23 protein-coding genes are annotated in these 23,490 nt (G+C 40.9%); 7 read left to right on the top strand and 16 right to left on the bottom strand.

Annotated elements, in window-relative coordinates; translation table 11 throughout:
* Positions 1-31: 31 nt before the first annotated feature.
* From ACXAH9_RS15645 to ACXAH9_RS15625, 5 genes are read right to left on the bottom strand one after another with little or no spacing between them, the layout of a single operon-like run.
* Positions 32-1,102 (bottom strand): alanine racemase, encoded by a 1,071-nt coding sequence (locus ACXAH9_RS15645; RefSeq protein WP_474895794.1) that lies wholly within the window; start codon positions 1,100-1,102, stop codon positions 32-34.
* The gene (gene alr, locus ACXAH9_RS15640) at positions 1,102-2,256 is read right to left on the bottom strand and encodes an alanine racemase (RefSeq protein WP_474895793.1); all 1,155 of its coding nucleotides are present in this window, start codon (positions 2,254-2,256) and stop codon (positions 1,102-1,104) included. Before alr ends, ACXAH9_RS15645 begins: the two co-directional genes overlap by 1 nt.
* The gene (locus ACXAH9_RS15635; protein ID WP_474895792.1) at positions 2,249-3,385 is read right to left on the bottom strand and encodes an amidohydrolase; all 1,137 of its coding nucleotides are present in this window, start codon (positions 3,383-3,385) and stop codon (positions 2,249-2,251) included. The genes alr and ACXAH9_RS15635 overlap by 8 nt, the downstream gene beginning before the upstream one ends.
* Positions 3,367-3,816 carry a GNAT family N-acetyltransferase gene (locus tag ACXAH9_RS15630; RefSeq protein WP_349566665.1) on the bottom strand — a complete coding sequence of 150 codons (450 nt, stop codon included), beginning with the start codon at positions 3,814-3,816 and terminating at the stop codon, positions 3,367-3,369. Before ACXAH9_RS15630 ends, ACXAH9_RS15635 begins: the two co-directional genes overlap by 19 nt.
* Positions 3,813-5,246 (bottom strand): sodium:solute symporter family protein, encoded by a 1,434-nt coding sequence (locus ACXAH9_RS15625; RefSeq protein ID WP_474895791.1) that lies wholly within the window; start codon positions 5,244-5,246, stop codon positions 3,813-3,815. The genes ACXAH9_RS15630 and ACXAH9_RS15625 overlap by 4 nt, the downstream gene beginning before the upstream one ends.
* A 261-nt stretch (positions 5,247-5,507) precedes the next feature.
* Between ACXAH9_RS15625 and ACXAH9_RS15620 the strand changes: the two genes are divergently transcribed.
* Positions 5,508-6,311 (top strand): hypothetical protein, encoded by an 804-nt coding sequence (locus ACXAH9_RS15620; protein ID WP_474895790.1) that lies wholly within the window; start codon positions 5,508-5,510, stop codon positions 6,309-6,311.
* 49 nt (positions 6,312-6,360) lie between these two features.
* Here ACXAH9_RS15620 and ACXAH9_RS15615 read toward each other — a convergent pair whose 3' ends face one another.
* From ACXAH9_RS15615 to ACXAH9_RS15605, 3 genes are all read right to left on the bottom strand, one after another.
* Positions 6,361-6,924, bottom strand: coding sequence for a carbonic anhydrase (locus ACXAH9_RS15615; protein WP_474895789.1), 564 nt, complete (start codon positions 6,922-6,924; stop codon positions 6,361-6,363).
* Between the two features lie 154 nt (positions 6,925-7,078).
* Positions 7,079-7,327 carry a hypothetical protein gene (locus ACXAH9_RS15610; RefSeq protein ID WP_474895788.1) on the bottom strand — a complete coding sequence of 83 codons (249 nt, stop codon included), beginning with the start codon at positions 7,325-7,327 and terminating at the stop codon, positions 7,079-7,081.
* Entirely contained in the window at positions 7,327-7,701 is a 375-nt protein-coding gene (locus ACXAH9_RS15605; RefSeq protein ID WP_474895787.1) for a rhodanese-like domain-containing protein, read from the bottom strand. Before ACXAH9_RS15605 ends, ACXAH9_RS15610 begins: the two co-directional genes overlap by 1 nt.
* A 146-nt stretch (positions 7,702-7,847) precedes the next feature.
* Between ACXAH9_RS15605 and ACXAH9_RS15600 the strand changes: the two genes are divergently transcribed.
* Positions 7,848-8,381: a hypothetical protein gene (locus ACXAH9_RS15600; RefSeq protein WP_474895786.1), complete on the top strand. Its 534-nt coding sequence runs from the start codon at positions 7,848-7,850 to the stop codon at positions 8,379-8,381.
* Here ACXAH9_RS15600 and msrA read toward each other — a convergent pair.
* The gene (gene msrA, locus ACXAH9_RS15595) at positions 8,378-8,905 is read right to left on the bottom strand and encodes a peptide-methionine (S)-S-oxide reductase MsrA (RefSeq protein WP_474895785.1); all 528 of its coding nucleotides are present in this window, start codon (positions 8,903-8,905) and stop codon (positions 8,378-8,380) included. The genes ACXAH9_RS15600 and msrA overlap by 4 nt on opposite strands.
* 105 nt (positions 8,906-9,010) lie before the next feature.
* Between msrA and ACXAH9_RS15590 the strand changes: the two genes are divergently transcribed.
* Both ACXAH9_RS15590 and ACXAH9_RS15585 read left to right on the top strand, forming a co-directional pair.
* Entirely contained in the window at positions 9,011-10,231 is a 1,221-nt protein-coding gene (locus ACXAH9_RS15590) for a cation:proton antiporter domain-containing protein (RefSeq protein WP_474895784.1), read from the top strand.
* A gap of 31 nt (positions 10,232-10,262) precedes the next feature.
* Complete coding sequence (locus ACXAH9_RS15585; RefSeq protein ID WP_474895783.1) at positions 10,263-10,718, top strand: SRPBCC family protein; 456 nt, start codon at positions 10,263-10,265, stop codon at positions 10,716-10,718.
* A 4-nt stretch (positions 10,719-10,722) separates the two neighbouring features.
* Here the strand turns inward: ACXAH9_RS15585 and ACXAH9_RS15580 are convergent, their stop codons facing one another.
* The 3 genes from ACXAH9_RS15580 to ACXAH9_RS15570 form a co-directional block, all read right to left on the bottom strand.
* A complete protein-coding gene (locus ACXAH9_RS15580) occupies positions 10,723-11,439 on the bottom strand; it encodes a tetratricopeptide repeat protein (RefSeq protein WP_474895782.1) in 717 nt (238 codons plus the stop codon).
* Positions 11,440-11,472: 33 nt separating this feature from the next.
* Positions 11,473-12,921, bottom strand: coding sequence for a CCA tRNA nucleotidyltransferase (locus ACXAH9_RS15575; RefSeq protein ID WP_474895781.1), 1,449 nt, complete (start codon positions 12,919-12,921; stop codon positions 11,473-11,475).
* A 183-nt stretch (positions 12,922-13,104) separates the two neighbouring features.
* Positions 13,105-13,281, bottom strand: coding sequence for a TetR/AcrR family transcriptional regulator (locus ACXAH9_RS15570; protein ID WP_474895780.1), 177 nt, complete (start codon positions 13,279-13,281; stop codon positions 13,105-13,107).
* Between the two features lie 96 nt (positions 13,282-13,377).
* On the opposite strand from ACXAH9_RS15570, the gene ligA reads away from it, so the two are divergent.
* The 3 genes from ligA (at position 13,378) to dapA (ending at position 16,974) form a co-directional block, all read left to right on the top strand.
* Positions 13,378-15,456 (top strand): NAD-dependent DNA ligase LigA, encoded by a 2,079-nt coding sequence (ligA, locus tag ACXAH9_RS15565; protein WP_474895779.1) that lies wholly within the window; start codon positions 13,378-13,380, stop codon positions 15,454-15,456.
* Positions 15,453-15,932 (top strand): DUF6913 domain-containing protein, encoded by a 480-nt coding sequence (locus tag ACXAH9_RS15560; RefSeq protein ID WP_474895778.1) that lies wholly within the window; start codon positions 15,453-15,455, stop codon positions 15,930-15,932. The genes ligA and ACXAH9_RS15560 overlap by 4 nt, the downstream gene beginning before the upstream one ends.
* Positions 15,933-16,101: 169 nt before the next feature.
* Positions 16,102-16,974 (top strand): 4-hydroxy-tetrahydrodipicolinate synthase, encoded by an 873-nt coding sequence (dapA, locus tag ACXAH9_RS15555; RefSeq protein ID WP_474895777.1) that lies wholly within the window; start codon positions 16,102-16,104, stop codon positions 16,972-16,974.
* Position 16,975: 1 nt separating this feature from the next.
* Here dapA and ACXAH9_RS15550 read toward each other — a convergent pair whose 3' ends face one another.
* The 4 genes from ACXAH9_RS15550 to ACXAH9_RS15535 all read right to left on the bottom strand — a co-directional run bounded on the left by ACXAH9_RS15550 (position 16,976) and on the right by ACXAH9_RS15535 (position 23,300).
* Entirely contained in the window at positions 16,976-17,170 is a 195-nt protein-coding gene (locus ACXAH9_RS15550) for an antitoxin Xre/MbcA/ParS toxin-binding domain-containing protein (RefSeq protein WP_474895776.1), read from the bottom strand.
* Between the two features lie 264 nt (positions 17,171-17,434).
* A complete protein-coding gene (locus ACXAH9_RS15545) occupies positions 17,435-18,667 on the bottom strand; it encodes a hypothetical protein (RefSeq protein ID WP_474895775.1) in 1,233 nt (410 codons plus the stop codon).
* Between the two features lie 19 nt (positions 18,668-18,686).
* Positions 18,687-22,649 carry a PKD domain-containing protein gene (locus ACXAH9_RS15540; RefSeq protein WP_474895774.1) on the bottom strand — a complete coding sequence of 1,321 codons (3,963 nt, stop codon included), beginning with the start codon at positions 22,647-22,649 and terminating at the stop codon, positions 18,687-18,689.
* Between the two features lie 84 nt (positions 22,650-22,733).
* A complete protein-coding gene (locus tag ACXAH9_RS15535; protein ID WP_474895773.1) occupies positions 22,734-23,300 on the bottom strand; it encodes an REP-associated tyrosine transposase in 567 nt (188 codons plus the stop codon).
* Positions 23,301-23,490 lie beyond the last annotated feature (190 nt).

The following is a 23,490-nucleotide window of genomic DNA, read 5'->3' as shown; positions in this document are numbered from 1 at the left end:
TAGCGCAAAAGTAGGAAGTATCGATGTATTTTCAGACTACCCTTTTTTCTATATAATCTGAATTGAAAATTCCCAACGCTCCCATGTACTTCAATTTGAAAGATACCAGATCCCCTACCTTGTATTTCTCACTCGATTCACCCAAATCTACAATCAACATATCCGAGCTGGCACCCGTTATCTCTATAGAATCATCATCAGGAATCAGAAAGTCCTCTGAAACGTCTAAGAGTCCAATATCAAGGATAGCTCTGTAGGATGTTTTGCCATAATCATCTTCATTGATTTCGAAAGTCTCCCCGGATGGATTAGCTTCCATATAGCCAATTGGAATCTTAGGCTTTTCGGTAATCTCAATTATCTCTGAATGAAGTTTGAACACATCGCCTTCCATTCCCGGAACCACCTTCTGGGTGAATAAATCAAGTCCAAAAAACAAGGTTTCACCGATTCTAAAATGATTAATTCCGTCAGGTACCTGCTTTCTGAAGAGCAATGGAATCACAACAGAAGTCCCTCCAGTAACCCATGGGATTTTTCTATTGAACTTAGCCTCAATAAGTTGCTCATATAGAGATAGTTGTACAAGTTTATCTTCAGATGGCATCACCCCATACAAACAGTTGAGATTTGCTCCAATTCCTGTTACTTCGATGTTTGGAAGATTAAAAACAGATTCATAAAAATCCATCAGATGATCTCCCATCACACCCTCTCTCAAATCTCCCAGCTCGATCATAATGATGACCTTATGCTTCTTGTTTTGTTTCACCGCTTCATCTGAAATCCATTTAATGGTTTTGTATTCCGTGTTGAAGCTTGCATCAGCATACTTCACAAGGCGTGGAATACTACGCTTTGCAGGTGGTTTTATGTAAACCGTCTGAACGCTTGGATCAATTTTTTTAATGGCCTCCAGATTACTAATTCTGGAATCACAAATCTCTTTTGCGCCAAGATCAATGACCTCCTTTAAGTATTTTTCATTGCCACAGAGCAGCTTTGAGACAACAGCCCATTCAATGTCATTCTCTTTAAAAAGTTCGTCCAGAAACTGGTAGTTCTTCTTTAGCTTATCCTTATATAATTCAATGTATGCCATTAGTCTTTGATTATTCGTGGGATTTTAGTTGGTAATCGTGTCAACAATTCATAATTCAACTGATCACTAAGTTCTCCAAACGATGCTACACTTATTTCTACATCCCCACTTTTACCAATTAAAGTTACTTCGTCTCCTTTTCTTATTTCATCAATTTCCGATACATCTACTGCAAGATTGTTCATATTCACCATGCCGATGACCGGAACACGGAATCCATTAATCAAAACACGACCTGTATTGCTTAGTGATCTGCTGAAACCATGTGAATAGCCAATCGGTACTGTGGCAATCTTCATGTCACGTTGAGCCAGATAGGTAGTGCCATACCCTACGAATTCTCCCATTTCTATGTGCTTAACACTCATAATGGAGCTTTTCCAAGTAATCAGCCGCCTTAAGGGCTCTACTTTATCCTTCTTTCCTTTCAGGTATTCAATGAATATCTCCCTACTTGGCCAAAAACCATACTGAAGAATTCCAATTCGTACCATATCTTCATGCATTTCTGGAAGTCGAATAGAAGCAGCTGAACAACAGGTATGACGGGTTTTAGGTTCGATACCATTATCAACCAACAATTGAGCCAATTGATTGAAGTTTTTCTTCTGATCCTGCACGCGCAAATAATTTGCGATACTCTCAGCCCCGGCATAATGGGTGCATATCCCCTCAATGATCAGATTATCTTCATACTCCAGTAAGACTGGAATGAGCCTATTGACCTCTTCTTCGTCAAACCCTGTCCGATTCATGCCCGTTTCCAGCTCGATGTGAATACGTGCTTTCTTGTTCAAAATTTGCGCTGTTTCAGCAGCTGCTCTTACACGGTCAAACTCGAAAACGAAAAATGAAATTTCATTCGATATGGCCCATTTCAAATCCTCATTTGCTATATGGCCCATGATCATCAACTCGGTACTATCTTTTTTAATGGCCTTAAATACTTCTGCAGCCTCATCAGCACTATAAACCGAGAAATGATCAATTCCCATTTCTTCAGCCATCGGCACAAAGTCAGCTATCCCATGACCATAAGCATTTCCCTTCACCACAGAGGAAATTCTTGTTCCCTCTTTAATTAGTAATCGAAGGAATTGAAGGTTGTTTTCGTAAGCCTCCTTGCTTAGCTCAATGTATGAAGTACTATCCATTAATCGCTTTATCAACAATAGTGGTGAACATATTTATTCCTGTATCAATGATCTCGTCAGGGAAATCATAATCCGGATTGTGTAGTGCTGGACAATCTTTCCCTGAACCTATCCCAAACATGGCACCAGGAAACTTCTGCGTAAAAAGCCCAAAATCCTCCCCCCACTTAAACGGTCTTTCGCGTTCAAAGGAATTATATTTATTTGCTTCGATTGCCTCACGTATCACCTTCATGGGTGCAGGATGATTGTTGTTGGAGTCAAATTCTTCGGTCCAACTAATGTCCAGCTTCAATTGGTGAGTTTTAGCAATGTCTTCTGTTTTTCGTACAACCCTATCCGCAAAATCTTTCATCATACGTCCATTCCATGTTCTGAGTGTATAGTGAACTTCGCCATACCCGGCAGTGATACCATAGGATTTTTCACCCATATTAATATGAACAGGGGATCCCAGTGCAAAATCATCGCGGTTTAAATCCGGTTGGCTTTCTTCCTCAAACATATCAACTAGTTCCGCAATTGCCTTTGCGGGGTTAATACCTAACTCAGGCTCTGCAGCATGAGAGGTTTTCCCGGAAAGCTTGATAATGATACTCTTAGCTGCAGTGGTAAAATTCTTATCCTTTATCACCACCTGATGTAATGGATAGCCTGGCAGATTGTGCAACGCAAAAACCAGGTCAGGCTCAAAATCAAACTGATTATCCGCAAGGACTGCCTTAGCTCCTTCTCCGTTTTCTTCTGCTGGTTGAAACATCAGTATCAACTTCCCTGTAGGGATCGGGTTTTCTTTGAAGTACTTTGCAACACCGCACATAATAGCGGTATGTCCATCATGTCCACACTTATGAGAAACCCCATCGATCAATGATTTATGTTCAAAATCATTAATCTCCTGAATAGGTAATGCATCATGATCGGAACGAAGCATTATGGTCTTCCCTTCTCTCCCACTATCGAATATCACAAACACACCAGTCCCACCAATCGGTTTACCTTCTATCCCTGACTCATTCAGAAAATGAATGATTCGTCTCTGTGTTTCTATTTCTTTTTGTGATACTTCCGGATGCTGATGCAGCTCTTTTCTAAAAGCTATGAGATCGTTTATTGCGGTCTCTTCCATCGCATTTCAAGGTATTTATTCGTAAATCCTAATTTCTCATACAGGTGTTTGGCAGGGTTTTCAGGCTCCACATGAAGAGCTATATCACCTTCTGTTTCCTTAAACGCTCGCTCTATCAGCTGGCCACCTATCCCTTTTCCTCTATAGTCTGAGTGTGTAGCAATGTAAACCAGGATGTTTTCGGGTATGTATCCTGCCATTCCTGTTTTATTGATAATTGTAGCTCCCACCATCGTATCGCCATCCCAGGCTGTCAAAATCAGCCCTCCAGGGTGCTTGCCTGCATTTAACGCATATTCAATACATTTTCTGATATCCTCTTTGGGATCACCAAACTCATCTAAATAACGATGCAGGAAGCTGACAACTTCCTCTTTTTCATAAAGGCCCACAGTCTGGGCAGGAAAATATTTCTTAAAAGTTATATTCATTTTTCTATGTTGTTTTTTACTAATCCTATACCAATAAACACAATTGCGGCACTAATTATTCCATAAAGGTTCGGATCAAGTCCAAACCATTGAATTTCCAATAATGTAAGCGTAGTTGTAACTAATCCACCCAAAAGCATGGCAACAAATGCACCTAATTTTGTTGCTTTCTTCCAGTAAAAAGCACCGATGATCGGTACGAACAAACCGGAGACCATGAAGGCATATGAAAATAACATCGCCTCCAGCACATTTTCCAGCGACAGTGCAATGACTAATGCAATTACACCCAATACCAATGTTGCTCCCTGAGAGGATCTTAATGACTTACGGTCCATCTCCTCCAGTCCCTTGTCCTTGAATCGAAGGATATCGGTTAAAAACGAACCGGAAGATGCCATTAGGCAACTATCCGCCGTGGACATGACCGCTGAGAAATAGGCGGCTAAAACCAACCCCATCAACCCATGAGGCAATACCGTTCGCAACAACACAGGTAAACCTAGCTCAGAATCCATATCAGCAGATGCTGCATAGCCTACAACTTCAAAGATTCCCTGCTCATAAGCTACCCGACCAAAAAGCCCCAAAATCACACCTAAGAAAGCCATGAGCGGCCATTCAAACAAACCTGCGATGAACCAAGCCTTCTTGGCTTGCTTTTCACCACGGCTTGCAAAAATCCGCTGGTATAGTGTCATTCCCACAAACCATATAGGTATTATCGTGATTGCCCAATTAACTAAATCTTTCCACGTAAGGTTTGTCAATGTGAGGTAATCTTTGTTCACGATCGAATTTACAGCCGACCATCCTCCTATTGCATCGTACGCAAACGGAATCCCTGCAAAAAGTAAACCAGCCATCAGTATAATCCATTGAACCGTATCGGTGTAGATTACTGCTTTGAGTCCGCCAAGAATGGTGTAACCTACTGCGACGATCCCCATTAAAAGCACGGCATGATTGAAAGAAAAGCCCTCAAATGTTCCGGTCGCCAGCTTTGCGCCGGCAATGATTTGCGAACTAGTGAAGCCTAAATACCCCACGGTAGTGATAATACCTGCTAAAATTGCTACCTGCTTTCCATAAAAATGCTCAAATATCTGAGGTAGGGTGGTCATTTTCTGAATACCTGGCAGCTGATAGACTTTTGGAATCAAAAGAACGGCTGCCATCCACGCTCCGATTAAGCCTGTGAATAGAAGCCAGGAACCTGAAAGGCCCATGGTAAATCCTAGCCCGCCTAATCCTATGGAAAAACCTCCCCCTACATCTGTAGCTACAACGGAAAGTCCAATATGCCAGCTAGATACATTCCTCCCGGCTACATAATAATCATCACTGGTTTTATTCTTTCTGTAGAAGTAGAGACCTACAAGGAAAACCAAAACAATGTAGATAGCAAAAATTGCTATATCCAGTATCACAGACCACTCCTTTCTTTTCGGAGGCGTTCGGATTTATTAAATGCGCTTTTTTGGTCTTTAGGTAAGAAGATAACTTCTTGATGCTTTGGTTTAATTGAAATTCAAAGATAAAACAACGCCAGTCTACTTGAAAGTTTTCTTACTACAATCGCATTTTTTCAATATTATGATGAGCTTTAACGCATGAAATATTTGCGCATTCTGATTGTTGTCTGTCTATTCTTTGCTTCATGTGCCCCTTTAAGTAAAAGTCAGCTGAAAATGTCTCACAACTACTTTGAGGCAGTGGCTACCTATCCTAGATTCTACAGAGAGTTAAATGTTCGTGTAGCTAACCTGGATTTAGAAGCCAGAAACCTGGAAAGTTCACTTCACCGATCGGACTCATTACGCATCGCGACCATAATTAAATCGGTAAATGCTTATGAGGAATCAATGCAGGTACCAGAAGAAATAGCTCGTCACCTTAAGGATATGGACGAGTACATTCAAGAGTATTATTTACTCATACCTAATGGTTTCAATATCTACAGGGCCTTGAAAGGAACTACAGAAACCATCGGAGGACTTTTTGGGCTAGGTGGAGTTGTGAGTGGAATCTTGCCAAGCAAGGTCAATCAGATGACCCCAACGAAAAAAAAGAAAGTACAGTCACATGTTCTTTCCTCAGAGTCATTGTTAATCGAATCCCTCACCGCATTGAAAGCATATATTAATGATGTCTACTTGCCTAAGCTTGAGCAAATTGATAAACAATCGACAGGTGATTTTGAATTGCTTTTAGCAAGCATTAATGATAAAGCGCCCCCACTTGATTATTATGTAAAGCATAACCGAATGCTTACCGACTTCTATCAACGTCTCTATCACACCAAGAACCTGATTAAGCAGCTTTCAAAAACCATTGATACAATTCTTATTGTAGAGAAAGAAATCAGTTCAAGCTTTCAGGTAAAGGCGAAAGTGGATGTAGAAAGAACCCATCTCGACGACTTAATAGGTGATATGCAGCGAATTAACTCACTGGTAAGAGACCTCAATCAGCTAAGACAAGGTGAGAACTAAAAAAGTCCACCCCTTTCAGAGTGGACTTCATGTTATTATTGTGCTTTTTTTACAATAAATCAACCTTTCCGCTTCCCAAATTATAAAAAGCAGAAACAATTTTTAGTTTACCACCATCAACAGCACCCTTAATAATTGATGACCTGTCGTATAAATCTTTGGCTGATAATTCAGCATTCTTTTTCACCACTGTATTCACATCATCGCTACCAGCTTGTGCCTTGGCTGGTTCAATTTGAGCTAAAAGGTGATTCAGGTTGTATCCATTGTCTCCACCTGCAAGAGCAGCTCCTACAGCTCCACAGCTTTCATGTCCCATAACCACTATTACCTCTGTTCCCAGGTGTGCAACAGCATATTCAATACTTGCTATTGTATCTGTATTAGCAATATTTCCTGCTACCCGAAGCACGAACAGCTCGCCAAGTCCCGTATCAAAAGCCAATTCTGGAACAACACGACTATCAGCACAGCTGAGTACAATCGCCCATGGAGACTGGCCTCCTACCAATTCTGACCGTCTGTCATCATTCTGTAGTTCACCGTTCATTTTATTGGAAACGAATCGCTCATTCCCCTCTTTAAGTCGTTGAATAACTTGATCTTGATTCATGTTTAGATAATATTTATTAACCGTTAATGTAAAATAATATAACTATTTCAATAAAATTCGTTCTATTTGCGTCAGGATTCATCACTAATTATTAATCTTCTCATAATAAATACGTTGGATCCGGACCGCTTCGGCCCAACGGAGCGGTTCTTTTTTATCTAAGTCTTTGCTCCCAAAGAAACGCTCTTCTCTCTGACTCAATTCTTTTTAAGATTTCCTGATCATTAAATAGCTCATGCTTAATGCCTTTGGATGTAAAGTGCCAGTTTCCACACTCCCTACATTCGTAAACATTAATTGGTCCCTCACCCTTTTTATAATCATTCCTGATGTGATGCTGAATGAGAGCTTCCTCAGCCAAAGCTACACTATCGAACGCTCGTTTACCTGATGGACATCTCACTACTTCTCTATTTCAAAACCTTTCGAGGACCACTCTTTAAAACCACCTGAGTAATCATAAACGCGCTCAAAACCAGCTTCTTTTAACATTTTAGCGGCTTTTGCACTTCTTCCTCCACTGGCACAATGGATGATAATAGGCACTGAGGTACCCTCATTTTTCATTCTCTCCAAAAACCCATCTTCTAAAAAATCTACATGAATGACCCCAGGAATATGTCCCAGGTCATATTCTCTCTTGGTTCGTATGTCAATAACTTTTACTCCTTCGGCTCTTAATTCAATTAATTTCTCGGCACTAATCACCTCTGAAGTATGTTGGCCTGACATAGAACAAGCGAATAGTACAAATAAAAAATATAATGTTTTATTCATCGTAGTAATAATTAGGTATGATTAAACAGCAATCCAAAAATCCGGCTTTATACGTAGAAATCGAATAGCGACTAATACATATCTTAGCGTCATTCAATCTTTTTGGATCGAATTTTGATTTAACCGGTTATCTAGAGCATAAAATTATGAAAACCATTTTTTTTAGCGCCTTTTTATTGTTTGCGATATGTGGGTTTGCCCAGGAAGAGGAGCGCTTAGATGAAAAGATAGATCAGATTACTTACGATTGGGATCTTGAGGCTGACAAACTCTCATCTTACGAAGGATTGCAGCAGTTGTGCCTGGATGAGCAATATAGGGATAGAATACTTACTCTTTTGAATGAAATCCACCATTATGACTCAGTCCTTTATGATGTATTACTGAAGCTCTCCCGAACAACTAGTGACAAAGAAATAAAAAAGACACTAAAAGACATCAAGAAATTTGAAGAGGAGTACGATACGCAAAGTTTTATCTCCTTTATGAGTGATGAATGCAAAGCGATGCGTGAAATTGAAAAAAATGCTGAGGTAACTGCTAACGACGTAGGCTACAATTCTTATGATGGTCAGGTTTACTTATTAGAAACTGAACTTTTCAAGTACGTGCATCATGTCACATCACGAGTTGACAAAATACGGCTGCATGTGCATCATCTCAGTAAGCATTATAACTAAGATAGCTTCTCTGAGAATACTTTTTTAAACTTTTCCACCTTAGGAGCTACTACAAAGGCACAGTAAGGCTGATTGCTATTTTCATTATAGTAATTATCATGATCTACCTCAGCTGGGTAAAAGGCATTTAATGGAGCAATTTCAGTGACTATTGGACTTGGCCAGATGTTTGATTCATTGAGCTTTAATTTATAAGCTTCAGCCAATTCCTTCTGTCTTTCATTATGATAAAAAACCACAGATCGGTATTGCGTACCAACATCATTTCCCTGCCTGTTTAATGTGGTAGGATCGTGCGTCTTCCAAAAAACTTCAAGCAACTCATCATATGAAATTACACTGGAATCATATTCGAACTGTATCACCTCTGCGTGTCCAGTTTTCCCAGAGCAGACTTCTTTGTAAGTAGGATTTTTTGTGGATCCACCAGCGTATCCTGATTTCACATTATGAACCCCTTTTAGCCTCTGAAACATTGCTTCAGTACACCAAAAACAACCTGATCCAAATGTAGCTTTTTCCATGCCTTAAAAAATATGATTAGCAAATTTAACTTCTTAGTGAATCATTTAGTTCCTATTTCCATTCACAAGAATTGAATTGTTAATTTAGTCACCTAATTACAAGAAATGGAGTACTACATCATCATCGCTTCTTCAATAATTATCATCCTCTCGTATCTATTTAACCGCATCTCTGAGAAATCCAATATTCCATCTGTTTTACTACTGATTTTTCTGGGTGTCGTAGGCAGAGAGTTTATTGGCCTTCTTGGTGTAGAAAAAGAAACCATACTTGATATTTTCAATAGAATCAAAATACTGGAAGTTCTTGGCACTCTTGGATTGATCCTGATCGTATTGGAGGCTGCTCTTGAGCTGAAGATCGCACAGGAGAAATTCAGGCTTATTACCAAGTCCTTCGTAATTGCTTTGGCAGGGTTACTAATCTGTATGTTTGGCATTGCAGCAATTCTCATATTTTCGTTTAAGAATATGGAATGGTCCACTGCGCTTGTTTATGCTACACCTTTATCAATTATCAGCAGCGCAATCGTTATCCCATCTGTTGTGAATCTTGGAGAGGAGGACGAAGAATTTCATATCTATGAGAGCACCTTCTCAGATATTCTGGGAATTATGATCTTTTACTTTTTGATAGAATTGGCACAGCCAACAAGTAATGTAATTGTCTTGGGCGATTTTACTTTCAGTTTGGTGATCACCATTGTTACTTCAGTTATCCTCTCATACGTACTAATCTACATTTTCCAAAACATGGAGACGAAGGTCAAACTGTTCCTGATGATTGGTGTTCTTTTCCTTCTATTTAGCATCGGGAAACTTATGCACCTCTCTTCTCTCCTCATTATTTTGGTATTTGGGCTTATCCTTAACAATTACAAATTGTTTTTTGTAGGCAGGCTTAAAAAATATCTTCGCCCGTTGGCCATTGAAAGTATCCGGGAAACATTCCTCATGATTACCATTGAGTCGGCATTTGTAGTAAGGACATTCTTTTTTGTCATTTTCGGATTTTCGATTGCATTGTCAACATTATTGGATATTAGGGTTGCCATCATAAGTGCAGCAATAATAGCTGTCATTTATATCAGCAGGTTTATATCCTTTTTACCTTACAAGCATGCAAACCTTAGACGGGCTATCACAATTGGACCAAGAGGTCTTATTACATTGCTTTTATTTTACTCTATTCCAGAGGAATTTGAATTTGAAGACTTCAAATCCGGTATTCTGCTTTTTGTAATTATTGTTACAAGCCTTGTAATGACATCCGGCCTGATAAATAAGGATAAGAAAAATGACAATGAAATTTCGGAAGTTGAATAACTTAGCTACATAAGCCCAGAATAATCCTTAAATGAAAAAGCTCAACGCACTTGCTCAGAAAGGTCAGATTAATGAGAACGCCAGTATTAAAGACTCTCATTCCACCATCATCAATGCAGACATCAATAAAGTGTGGGATATTCTTGTGAACTTAAAAGACTGGCCCAACTGGATAAGTGATGTAAAGAAAGTGACTGTCGATGGTGAGGTTGTTGAGGGCGCTACCTTCCAATGGGTACAAGGGCGCGCACACGGAACCTCACAAATACAAGCCTTCAAAAAGCCGCATACATTCTCCTGGACCAGCAAGGCCAGAATGGTTAAACGCATTTATGTTTGGTCACTAGAGTCGGACGAACAACAAACTATAGCTACTGTAAGTGCTTCCTTTCAAGGCACGATGGTGGTGTTGACACAAACACACCAGAAAGTATACGATGAGCTTCTAAACTGGCTGGAATCCTTAAAAAACAAAGCAGAGGAGTAAGAACTTACTCCCCGTCTGTTTTAGGTTTTGTCATCTCTCTAAGCTGCTGCTGCACAATTTGAAATCCAGGATGCATTTCAAGTACTTCCAGATATTTTGCTTTAGCTCCCTCAATGTCTCCTTTATCTTCTAGGATCATTGCTTTTACTCTGTGAGCTGCCACTTTTAATTTCACGTCCTGACCTCTTTTATCTGTTGTTGGAAATCTGATCGAACGCTCATCTGATTGTGGATCACCGATAATAATATCCAGTGAAGTGTTTGATTCGGCATACCTGTCAAGTTCAAACTGTAGAAAGGCAACCTTATACAGCGTATTGATATCGCCATTAGCCAGATAAAGTTTCTCATAGTTATTTAAAGCTCGGTCTTTAGCACCTAAATTGTCAAACCCTGTTCCAGCAACTTCCATTGCAAACTGATCCTGAGGATTAATCTTTAATGCTTGCTGTGCGACCAATGCTGCAGAGGCATTCTGATTGTACTGAAGATAAAGCAACGCCAGCGAATCATAGAGCGCCACATTACCAGGGTTCTCCGCTAATAAGCTGTACAGAGCAGTTCTGGCTACTACCGGGTCGTTAAACATCTTTGCAGTATTGTATATAAAAGACTGCTTTCTAAGTTCCCACGGAATAGAATCACCTGGAGCCATCTCCTGGCTCTGAGCATTTGCGAATCCAATTGTTATAACACCAAGTAAAAAAAGTATTTTTTTCATATTCATTATTAATCTAACAGCGTGCAAACATAGTTATTTGTCGTTGGAGCCTGAAATGTATTTATCCTTGGCTGTAAGCCCGTGTTTTTTACCAATTTTTAACATTAAATCAAAAGCCTCTTTCTCATCATTTTTAATTCTTCCATCCAGGATAGCATCTTTGATTTCGTTCTTGATATCGCCGATCACTTTGGATGGTTTGATGTCAAACACTTCAATAATTTGTTCCCCTGATACCGGCGGATGAAAGTTCATGATGCGATCTCTATCCTCTACCTCACGAATCTTGTTCTCTACCTTCTTGAAATTACCTCTGTATTTTTTTACTCGCTCTGGATTTTTTGAGGTAACGTCTGCTTTACATAATGTCATTAAATCACCCACATCCTCTCCTGCTTCAAAGACCATTCTTCGAACAGCAGAGTCAGTAACACGATCATTTACCAGAGCAATGGGTCTCAGGTGAAGTCGAACAAGCTTCTGCACATACTTCATCCGATCATCCAGTGGAAGTTTCAGTTTCTTAAAGATTTTTGGAACCCATTTAGCACCCAAATCTTCATGTCCGTGAAATGTCCAGCCTACCTTCTCATTGAACCTTTGAGTAGCCGGTTTAGCAATATCATGCAGGATAGCTGCCCATCTCAGCCATAAATCATCTGTCATTTCACAGATATTATCCAATACCTGGATGGTATGATAGAAGTTGTCTTTATGTCCCTTCCCGTTGATTTTCTCAACACCCTGAAGATTTGCCATTTCTGGGAAAATCAACTTTAGCAACCCACTGTGAAACAGTAGTTGAAATCCGTATGAGGGCTTTTTAGTCAGTATTATTTTGTTCAGTTCATCCGTGATTCGTTCCTGTGATATAATTGAAATACGATCTACATGATCAATGATCCCCTGAAAAGTGTCTGGTTCTATATCAAATTGCAGCTGAGTCGCAAACCGGATGGCTCTAAGCATTCTCAATGGATCGTCAGAAAATGTAATGCCCGGCTCCAAGGGTGTTCTAATTAGCATATTTCGAAGATCCTCCATCCCATTAAATGGGTCAAGGAGTTCACCATAGTTAGCTTCATTCAGGCTGATGGCCATTGCATTGATGGAAAAATCCCTACGGTTCTGGTCATCTTCCAGTGTGCCGTCTTCCACTATAGGATTTCTCGAGTCGCTTCGATAGGACTCTTTTCGGGCACCCACAAACTCATACTCAAAGCCATTATGATGAATAGCTGCAGTACCAAAACTTTTAAAGGTCGATAAACTGGCATCCTCGCCAAGCGATTGAGTAACAGCTTTCGCCAATGCTATTCCGCTACCCATGCACACAAAATCTACATCTTTAGAAGGGCGCTTAAGAATTAAGTCACGAACATACCCTCCAACTACATACACATCAACTCCAATTGATTGTGCAGCTCCAGAGACTTTTGAAAAAATAGATAGAGAACTCAGGTGGTCCTTGAAATTAGGCATGAGGCAAAGATAGTTTTCAATCAGGCATAAGCCTTAACTAAATGAGCACGTTGGTCAAAAAGTTCATCAAACTGAATGGTTCCTTCTTTCGAGAGCAGCCCACTGAAAAAGCTCCTCAATTGTTTGCACAAAAATACATGGAACTCCTTCTCAAGTTTCACCTGAGGATAGTTGTATGGCTTGTCAAACAAAAAGGATTTCAGAGTTTGCAAACAGCTCCTTTTTATATCGAAATCTGAAATATATAGTTTTATTACTCATTTTGAGTGAGTTAGCAATATCGATCAGTGTAGTTCCATGGTATCCTTTGGTTGAAAAATGGGCGTATGCTGCCGATAATATATGTTCTCTCCTTTCCAATTATTTGCTGATCTGATTTCCAAAATAGAAGTGTAAATACTCTTGAACAACGAAAAATCATAGATAATCTAAACGAATGAAATAGATTTGTTTTCGATGAAAGCAGAGGAAGCCAAAAAGAAAATTGAAGCACTCACAGAGGAGTTAAACCACCACAATTACCTCTATTATCAGGAAGCAAAACCGGAGATATCCGATTATGAATTTGATCAGAAGCTGAAAGAGCTTGAAAAGCTGGAACAAGACTTTCCTGAGCTAAAGCTGTCTCACTCACCCACCAGCCGGGTGGGCGGAGACATCACCAAAGAATTCGAAACGGTGGAGCACAGGTACCCGATGCTGTCTTTAGGTAATACCTACTCTAAAGAAGAACTGGAAGATTTTGATGGCAGGGTGAAAAGAGGACTTGGCACGGATGATTACGAATACATCTGCGAACTCAAGTTTGACGGGGTAGCCATCAGTCTGCGGTATGAAAACAGTATTCTCACGCAAGGCATCACTCGAGGCGATGGCACCAAAGGTGATGATATCACCACCAATGTAAAAACCATTCGATCGATCCCGCTAAAGATCCGGGGCAAAGGAAACCCGACATCCTTTGAAGTGCGCGGCGAGGTGTTTATGCCTAAACAACAGTTTATTGAGCTAAACGAAAACGTAAAAAAGGAGAACGAGCAACGCGAAGCAGAAGGCAAAAGTGCCCTCACTCTCTATGCAAACGCAAGGAATACCACCTCCGGGTCTCTGAAGATGCAGGACTCGAAAACTGTAGCCGACCGTAAGCTGGACTGCTACCTCTACTCCTACCTGGACGATGCAAATACGTTCGATACCCACGAAGCATCCTTGAAGTTTCTTGAGACATGTGGCTTCAATGTGTCACAGACGTATAAGAAATGTACCACCATTGATGAGGTTTTTGAATATATCAATCACTGGGATCAGGAACGACACAAACTGGAAGTAGAAACTGACGGGATCGTGATCAAGGTCAATAGCATCGCTCAGCAGTCTGAGCTGGGATTCACCGCCAAGAACCCACGTTGGGCAATCTCCTACAAGTTTAAAGCAGAATCTGCCGTAACTAAGCTCAATAACATCACATACCAGGTAGGCCGAACGGGAGCCATTACGCCGGTAGCAGAGCTGGAACCGGTACTGCTTGCAGGCACCACTGTAAAGCGAGCCTCCCTGCATAACGCCAACGAAATTGAACGGCTGGATGTTCGGATCGGTGATAGTGTGAACGTGGAAAAAGGCGGAGAAATCATCCCGAAGATCACCAGTGTCAACCTGAAAAGCCGCTTGCCCGATGTTGAAAAGATCAGCTACATCCAGAGGTGTCCTGAATGTAGTACTGACCTTATCAGGAAAGAAGGAGAAGCCCAACATTACTGTCCGAATAAGACAAGCTGTCCGCCTCAAGTTCAAGGACGCATCGAGCATTTCATTAGCCGTAATGCAATGGATATAGAATCCCTCGGACCCAGAACCATCGCAGGATTTTTAAGTAAGGGACTGATCAACGACCTCAGTGGTCTTTACGCACTTACGTTTGACGACATCAACAACCTGCAGTTTGAAGAGGTGGATGAGGAAACAGGTGAAACCACCAAACGATCGATCAAAGAAAAGTCTGCCAACAACATCATCGAGTCCATTCAAAAGTCGAAGGAGATTCCGTTTGAACGTGTACTTTTTGGACTCGGAATCAGGTATGTTGGTAAGACAGTTGCCGAAAAGCTGGCTCAACATTTTGAGTCGATCGATCGTCTAATGAATGCATCCTTTGATGAAATTGTAGGAGTACATGAGATTGGAGAGCGGATTGCAGAGAGTGTGGTGGATTATTTCCGGGATGATGAAAGTAAAGCGATGATTCAGCGATTAAAAGAAGCCGGGTTATCCTTTGAAATCGAGCAGCAGGAAGGAGTTGGTGATCAACTGAAAGGTCTTACATTTGTCGTATCAGGTGTTTTTGAAACATTCGGGAGAGATGAGTTGAAAAACCTGATCAAGCAACACGGAGGAAAGGTTGCCAGCAGCATTTCTTCTAAAACCAACTACCTGGTGGCAGGTGCCAACATGGGACCCGCCAAAAAGGAAAAAGCAGATTCGTTGGGTATAACCATCCTGGACGAGTCTTCATTTAGAGAACTTTTACACGCATGATTAAAAACCTCTTCCTTAAGCACAAAGGCAAGCCGACGGTTGCCGATAAGGAACATTGCACGTATGCTGAATCATCACGAATTGGTGTGCTCTACAACACCAGTGAGTTCAAACCCGAATCCATTGATAAGCTGGAAGAGCTGCTTAAAAATGATGGAAAGGACATAGCCAAAATGGGCTTTTCGGATAAACCAGCTGAGGATAAGCTGGTCTTCTGCAAGAAGGACATATCCCCCACCGGCACAGTGAAAAAAGACCACCTCGATTTCTTCATCAAACAACCCTTCGATTTCCTCCTTTCGCTAGACACCTCAGAAAACCCCAACTATAAATACGTACTGGCACTAAGCAAGGCTGTCTGCAAGGTGGGCTTTGAAACGGAGCAATACAACGAATTGCTACAGCTATCCCTCAAAATGGATGACAACAAACCCAAAGCGATTGCCAGCATGGTGAGGTATCTGAAGATGATTTAAAGGAACTCAACCCAACAACCTGATTAAGGGGTTGTTAGTGAACACAACCCACTCCAAACCCACTCTCCCTACACACCCTCCTTTGCTAAGGGCAATATCCTCACACGAACGGGAATACTTTCAATGAAGAGATAAAAACTATCTACTCTCCTCCTTACCTTTGCTTACAATGAAAGCAGAACTGAGAGGAACCGGTGTGGCATTGGCCACACCCATGAAGGCAGATTATACCGTTGATTATCCTTCACTGGGGAAACTACTGAACTATATTGTAGATGGTAAAGCTGACTACATCGTCGTGCAGGGAACTACTGGTGAATCACCCGTTTTCTCATGGAAGGAGAAGCTGGAGATCCTGCAGTTTGTTCTGGATCATTTGAAGGGCAGCAAGCCGGTCGTTTTTGGCCTGGGTGGCAACAACACCTTTGACCTGATTGAGAAATCAAAAGACCTGAAAGGCTATGAGCTAGCAGGTATCCTTTCTGCCAGCCCTTACTACAACAAACCTTCTCAGCAAGGAATCATACGACACTATACTATGCTGGCGGATGAATTCCCCCACCCCATCATTCTGTACAATGTACCGTCCAGAACAGCCTCCAACATGAAGGCAGCCACCACATTGGAACTGGCGAAACATCCAAACATTATAGCGATGAAAGAGGCTTCCGGTGACCTGGATCAATGTAAAGAGATTGCAGCCAACAGACCTGATGGATTTATGTTACTTTCCGGGGACGATGGCCTGGCTTATGATATCATCAAAATGGGTGGCGAAGGTGTGATATCGGTGATTGGCAACCTGATGCCATCGGAATACACCACCATGGTCAATACGACATTAAATGGTGATTATATCACTGCAAGCAAGCTAAATGATGACTTGAAAGTAGTGTATACACTATTGGCTGAGGAAGGTAACCCCAGCTCGCTAAAAGCAGGTTTAGAAGCTATTGGTATTTGTAAACGAACGGTAAAACCACCGTTATATGATGCGTCTGATGCATTGGTGGAGAAGTGGAAAGGGTATTTTAGTAAATAGCCTATGAACTCTCCCGCATCTTACTTAGCAAATCAATCACCCGCTGCGTATTCGCATCCGTATCCAGCAGATCTTTGGGTTTCTTATAATTAAGTTCCCTCACTTGCGTATCAAGCCATTTTTCAAATTCATCAAGACTACCAAAAGTCATGATGCCTTCAGTAAAAAGTCGCTCTCTGAGTTCGGGGTTATTCATTTGGCTTGCTTATGTAGGAGGTGAAACAAATCTCTATTACAATTTAGTGAAAGTCTTTTAATAGGCTACTTTCTTATTCGCGATAAATCAATTCGGTGACCTTACCATGATTCTTTGGTAAACCTTACCCCCAGCCTAAATACCCAAGGACGCGCATTCAGGTCATTATTATACATGATCATCGAATCTGCTCATGCATTCCAGCTCAAAGTTGACAATAAGGAGATGAGAATGATGGTTTTAGATACTTTTGAAGCTAGCCTACTAAAAGTACATCTGATACCCAATCCTGGGTGTCAGCGGACGCTGATTAAGGGTGTTGTTTTTATAATTGAAATCATAGAGAATAGAAACACTCAGGCTAACCTTTCTGGAGATGTTGAAACGTCTGCCCACACCCGCCAAAGCGGCATATTGCCAGCTGGAAGGAAGCACTGATTCCTGAAACAAGGACTTGTTCTTCACCAGCTGATACTCGGAGTAAAGAAAAAATCCCTTAGCAATATCATAATTGGCAAAGAGGCTAAACCCATGCGCATCACCTGTCAGGGACGTAGAATCCCTATTGTTCAACTGCTCGCGAAGCATCAGTCCCAGACCGGTGGAAAGCAATTTGTTCCATTTGTATCCTAGCTGGATGTTCATATCCAGGATGACAGGAGCCGTGGATTGGATAGTTACATTCCCATTTAAAAAGATCTTTTCTTTTAGTGGAGAGCCTTTCAGCGATTTTCGTTTGATCCCCTCATCTTCCTTACTCAAGTCCGGAATCACTGCATATTTTTCTTTAGCTGCATTCAGAGACAGCTGAGATTTGGTGAATTCTTCCGGTGAGATATTCTTAAAGAATTCGGTAACACCGGATCGGTCGATGTGTTTGATATTACCAAACTCATCTACTGCACCGTGTTTCATTTGTTCGGCTACCTTGAAATCACTTTCATGCCGCATTTCTTCAGGAATATACGGCTTGAGACGCTCTTTCATTTCAAATCGCTCGGTCAGGGTATGCTCATCGATCTTCATCGAGTCTGGATGAAACTGATCCAGGTAGGCCGAATCGTATTGCCCGTACGCTTCATAGATTTTTTGCACCTGCTCAAACTCCCCACGCCTCGAAAGCTCCTGCAAGGCCCAATCAACCGAGTCTTTTGGAGGCTCGAAGTTGGTATAGTCAACGACAAGTTTCTTAGGCTCTTTGAGTTGGCAATCGCCCAATATCAGCTCCTTCTGATGGGCCTTTACTTCCTTCCATTTGCCAGCCGCTTTGAGACTGTCTTTGTTGTTTCGCTTGAACGTTCTCCAAGCCTTTTTTGCAGCCTTTATACTATCCTTGGAATACGCTTTTTTGTATGCCTTCAGTTTGGAACGAGCATCCTTGGATCGCTCCACTTTCCTAAGGTGCTTGTCAGAGACGTTCACATCGAATTTGATCTGGGCAGATAAATTGAAAGTTGAAAGTAAAACGATGATGATCCCTACAACATACTTCTCCACTGCTTCTTACATTCGTTCATCAATTACCATCTGTAAGTTCGACTGTAGTATCTCCATCTGGATCATCCGGCAATATAGGCCCACCGTCTCCACCTCCGGTTCCACCACCGCCTGTGCCACCGCCACCAGTACCACCAGAACCATAATTGCATGGATTTACTGTGAGTGTATGGTAGGCGGTTTTATTAAAATTGGAACAATTATCAGAAATTTCGCCTTTGATGTCTATGTTGTAAGGACTGGAAGAATAATAGAAGGCATCTTCCGGTAAGGAACCTACTCCATTTTCTCCAAAGCTTTTCCAACTTCCAGTATTGTGATCCCTATAGAATAATGCTCCATAGCTGTAGCCTGAATCCTGACACCTTGCCCCCTGATTTTCAAAACCTACTCTGAAGTATGTATTAGGATAGTCTCCTGAGCCACCATCTCCATCTAATGTCGCTATTTCTTGTTGCTCGACCCCACCAGTTGCATAAGCATCCTCAAAACCGGTACCGCCACCAGAACTGGTGCAATATTCAACTTTGTCCGTCCCGTTAATTTTCGCATTTGCATAAAGATCATAAATAGAAATCTGTCTGGTCAGTACCTTTTCCTTGCCTACCTCCGGATTGAATACACGCACCGTGACTGTATAGTCGCCTGGTTCAGTAAACACATGAGTGGCGTGATTACTGAAGGACTCGAATGAAGATGAATTTCCTGAGGTTGTCTCTGATGGCGTGATTCCACCTTCTATTGGTTCTCCTTCAAGGTCTAACTTGCCACCACACGTTTCACTATTGCCAGCATCTCCAAAATTCCAGGTGTATTTGGACTTTCCGTATGAATCGTTGGCTCCTGTGACTGTGAAATTCAACACGGAACAGGTTCTGTTATACCCATCAGATACAGACAAATAAGCATTTAAGCTGTTGTGCTCTCCTGCATAATTGTAGCGATACCTTTTTAGAATATTACCCTCATCATCTTTGGTCATAAGTAATCGGTTGCGGTCATCATAGGTATATGTCACCTTCCTTCCATTGGGGCTTGTTACGGACTTAAGTCCAATTAAAGGATAATAAGTGTAGGTAGTCATCCGCTTCATAGACTCCACACCAGGATCGACCATGACAGTATCTACATAACCAGCCTCATCGTAAGTATACGCTGTAATAATACCATCATGTCCAATTTTAGAAGCTACAAGCCCTTGATCATTGTAAATCACCTCAGAGGTTTTTTCAAAAACTCCTTGCGTATTGATGTTCAAATCCTTTGGCCTATCCAACATCAAAGAATGACGTTCCCTTGGTAAGATCATGTTATTGACATCCTGAAAGGTAGTATATGACATTCCTGATGTTAACCATGATTTCCCATCATCAGGAAGATCTACTTCTTGCAATTCGGCCACAGGTGTGGCAATAGCATGAATGTTTTTTAAATCGGTTAGAAGATCTCGATTACCCGAATACCAGCTGTGAGCGGAGGTAATAGAGAAGGGATAATAGGTTTTTCTGAACGAATTATAGGCGGGTCCGGCACCTGCTGTTTTCTCTGTTGTCACCTTCACTGGTAGTGATTGATACGAACCTGAATATTCATAACTGGTGGTGTATTCAGCAATTAACAATTCGTTATCGTCATATTCCCTGCTGACCGAGCGATCTAAAAAAACATTTCTAGACTTAATCTGATACTCAGATACAATGTATTTATAAAGCATACTGGTTTGCTTTCCAAGCCAGTTTACATCCTGATCCCAATTTCGCATATGAAGGCTTCTATTGGTAATGGAAAAGTCAAACCCTTCTTCATGTCTGTAAAAATTTTCAACTTCCTTTATTTTCTTTCCACTTTCATCATAAGCAATAGTCATCTTTTCAACCCCCCTATCAAAAAACTCCAGCGTATTCGTTACATATGGAAAAGCATAAATATCAAAAGTCACCGAATGATCATAGCCGGCAGATTTATGCTCAGTATCTATTCCATATAGTGTTTTAGTTGCGTAAACCTGAGGCCTGTCATCCAGGTCTTTAAAATAGTGTACTGTCTTTGCATTTGTAAGTTCATTAATCTCTTCTACTCGTCCATATCCATTGGTTGGACCATTTAAATCAAAAGTGAATGTTTTAGAGTTACTGAATAAATGAGGGTACGGATCTCCTCTATACTCATTTCCATCTTGCTTCTTCTTGATTATGGCGTCTTCTACGTAAGATACTTCCGGAGAAGTATTTTCATTGAAGTAATCGTAATTGACATCAGATACTTTAACCCCATCTGAATCAAAATCCCTTATCCGGTCGATTCTGATACCTCCGTGAATATCATGCTTTTGGTAAGAAAATGTTCGATATCCTCCCGTTGGAAAGGTGATCTTGGTCAAGATATTCGCTTTTGCTGCATTCGTAGCATATTTCTCCATGCCTGCTACATTACCATTCTTAGGATGCCATACATACAGTTCGCCCTGATGCGTACCTCCATTATAGTATCCCCAATGATCCGTATAATATGAATCTCTTGGAGGTAACTCAAAGGGATCAAAAGAAGCACTTGGATCATGCTTGCCATTCGAATAATCAAATTCATACAACAAAGCACCGTCCTTTATGATCGATTCGAGTTTTAAACGTTTACATTTTTCTGTGTAGCAAGAGGTGTTTTTTCCTCCCTTAAAGTATGAATTATATGAACTAAAATAAGTAGTATACAATTCGGTACTGCTCACCAGCCTACCCTTGTGATCAACCAGGTTGACTCTCTTTAAACTCTTACCGTTTGAAAGATCGTTTCGATAGTCGTTATACAACAGGTCAATCCTGCCCTTTGGAAAACGAATAGCGGTTAGGTATTTAGTTGTAATCGTCGACTTAAAGGTGCTGGTTACATTCTTGAATATGTGATGGAATGCTGTCGCTATGGCACCCGGAAGCATTCCAGAGCAATCAACATAATGACAGTATCCTACGTTAGGATTATTAGGTTCGCTCCCTGTAAAATTATTAAAGACCTCACATTCATTGCAATCGCTATCGGAGGTACAGTTTTTCATACACTGATAATAAAAATTCTTTTCAACTAAAGGTACAACCGTATTTTCCTGCTCATCGGTAATAGTGCTTGAAACATACGTAAACCGGATATCCTCACTCGGAGGCTGGTTGGCATATTCGATTCGATTGAGTTTCCAGGTGGAAATAAATTTTCGCTCATTCTCATCTTTATATTCCTTATTATCCTTATTGTCTTTAACGTTGGTGGTGGTTACTTCTCGTGAGCTACTGGTCTGACCAAAGTAATATTTGGTACCAAAATTATCCGTGATTACAAAATACGAATTCAATTTACCATTGTAGTAAAACTTGATATTCAAATCTGAGGAGGGCAATGTTATTATACTTTCTGAATACCAATTAGGGGTACTTTGATAAGCCAATTCCATCAGGTCAGCGCAATCTGCAAAACAATTAATGGTATTGCAATTCGCTATACAGTCGTTGTAGCTATCACTGTAAGCATGAGCCTCTCCAAAAATATCTCCTGAGAACACGAACCTCCCATTTCCTCCGGGATATGAAAAGTAGAAAAGGTCTTTTTCGAAATCATAACTTTTATCATTATCCAAATATTCCTTTACGTTCTTATAATTAAGGTTGGTCGCATATTTGGCTTGATCATCAGGTTCACTTCGCATCACTCTGGTGATTGCGCCTCCAGCCTGAAGGTTCCATCCAAGGCCTGCTACTCCGGCCACCTCCGCAACTCGGATTCCCCCGCCTCCGTTATATGTTAATGCCACCGGAACTTTCGCTCCATTATTTGCTGAAGCTTCATATAATGGGATGCTGACAGATACTGTTCCATTATAAAGGTTGACAGGTGAGTTAATTCCTTTGATCATAGCGGCGGCATCTGGTGAAGGTAATACCTGAGCTCCTACTGAAACAGTGATACAAAGTGTGATTAGTGTGAGTAACTTTCTCATGATTAGGTTTTTCTTTTACTCGTATTATTTCTTAATTTTTTATTTATTGTATGGCGCAAGTGTTTTCCACTTGTGCTTCTAAACTCAAATCTCAACTCCATCATATATTGATTCTATTTTTAATGGAGCATCCGACCCTGCATAATTCCGTGCACTCGAATACCAATAATATTCAGGCTCTGTCACCCATCCTTCTTTCACTGGATTATCATGGATATAAGCTAGCTTTTCATCAATCCAATCCCCTTCCAATTCTATCGGGTGATTGTCCTGCTGCCACAGCTGATACATTGTATTATTGCCATTAGTCTGACCTGCTTTTGCAAACAAATCCAACAACCATTCCTTTCTACTCTCTTGTGGATTGTCTTTGATTGCTTTAATCAAGTTCATAGCTGTGAACTTCTTAAAATCCCTCATGATCTCTGAGAAGGACATACCATCTTCTTTCCTGCTAATAATTAAATGAATATGATTTGTCATGATCACATAGCTATGGATAACCAAGCCTTTATGCTCAATGCAATATTTCAAACTATTGATCACGATATCCTTATACTCCCGCCTTGTAAATACATCCGCCCAGTGGACGACTGCTGTACTGATGAAGTACAGGCTGTTTGGGTCATGAAATTTGTATTTACTGCTCATTTCTTTTTAGTTCTCAGTCATTTGACGCTCAAGTGAAAAACACTTAAGCGATAGCCGTATATAGTTCAAGTCTTTTCGACTTGGACTTTTTTCAACATCTATTTCATTTCACTTCTTTGCTCTTCATCTTTCCTTCCTTCTTTTATCCGCCCATGTCACTCCTTCACTTAAGCCCTTCGCTAAAAGAATC

Source organism: Ekhidna sp. ABH4_415 (genome assembly GCF_056161305.1).
This window is presented reverse-complemented; position numbering and strand designations above follow the sequence as displayed.

Coding starts and splice junctions, on each gene's coding strand:
- ACXAH9_RS15540 (WP_474895774.1), bottom strand. CDS start 22,649: ATGAGAAAGTTACTCACACTAATCACACTTTGTATCACTGTTTCAGTA.
- ACXAH9_RS15560 (WP_474895778.1), top strand. CDS start 15,453: ATGATTAAAAACCTCTTCCTTAAGCACAAAGGCAAGCCGACGGTTGCC.
- alr (WP_474895793.1), bottom strand. CDS start 2,256: ATGGATAGTACTTCATACATTGAGCTAAGCAAGGAGGCTTACGAAAAC.
- ACXAH9_RS15585 (WP_474895783.1), top strand. CDS start 10,263: ATGAAAAAGCTCAACGCACTTGCTCAGAAAGGTCAGATTAATGAGAAC.
- ACXAH9_RS15590 (WP_474895784.1), top strand. CDS start 9,011: ATGGAGTACTACATCATCATCGCTTCTTCAATAATTATCATCCTCTCG.
- ACXAH9_RS15605 (WP_474895787.1), bottom strand. CDS start 7,701: ATGAATAAAACATTATATTTTTTATTTGTACTATTCGCTTGTTCTATG.
- ACXAH9_RS15615 (WP_474895789.1), bottom strand. CDS start 6,924: ATGAATCAAGATCAAGTTATTCAACGACTTAAAGAGGGGAATGAGCGA.
- dapA (WP_474895777.1), top strand. CDS start 16,102: ATGAAAGCAGAACTGAGAGGAACCGGTGTGGCATTGGCCACACCCATG.
- ACXAH9_RS15630 (WP_349566665.1), bottom strand. CDS start 3,816: ATGAATATAACTTTTAAGAAATATTTTCCTGCCCAGACTGTGGGCCTT.
- ACXAH9_RS15550 (WP_474895776.1), bottom strand. CDS start 17,170: ATGAATAACCCCGAACTCAGAGAGCGACTTTTTACTGAAGGCATCATG.
- ligA (WP_474895779.1), top strand. CDS start 13,378: ATGAAAGCAGAGGAAGCCAAAAAGAAAATTGAAGCACTCACAGAGGAG.
- ACXAH9_RS15645 (WP_474895794.1), bottom strand. CDS start 1,102: ATGGCATACATTGAATTATATAAGGATAAGCTAAAGAAGAACTACCAG.
- ACXAH9_RS15620 (WP_474895790.1), top strand. CDS start 5,508: ATGTCTCACAACTACTTTGAGGCAGTGGCTACCTATCCTAGATTCTAC.
- msrA (WP_474895785.1), bottom strand. CDS start 8,905: ATGGAAAAAGCTACATTTGGATCAGGTTGTTTTTGGTGTACTGAAGCA.
- ACXAH9_RS15580 (WP_474895782.1), bottom strand. CDS start 11,439: ATGAAAAAAATACTTTTTTTACTTGGTGTTATAACAATTGGATTCGCA.
- ACXAH9_RS15535 (WP_474895773.1), bottom strand. CDS start 23,300: ATGAGCAGTAAATACAAATTTCATGACCCAAACAGCCTGTACTTCATC.
- ACXAH9_RS15635 (WP_474895792.1), bottom strand. CDS start 3,385: ATGGAAGAGACCGCAATAAACGATCTCATAGCTTTTAGAAAAGAGCTG.
- ACXAH9_RS15575 (WP_474895781.1), bottom strand. CDS start 12,921: ATGCCTAATTTCAAGGACCACCTGAGTTCTCTATCTATTTTTTCAAAA.
- ACXAH9_RS15600 (WP_474895786.1), top strand. CDS start 7,848: ATGAAAACCATTTTTTTTAGCGCCTTTTTATTGTTTGCGATATGTGGG.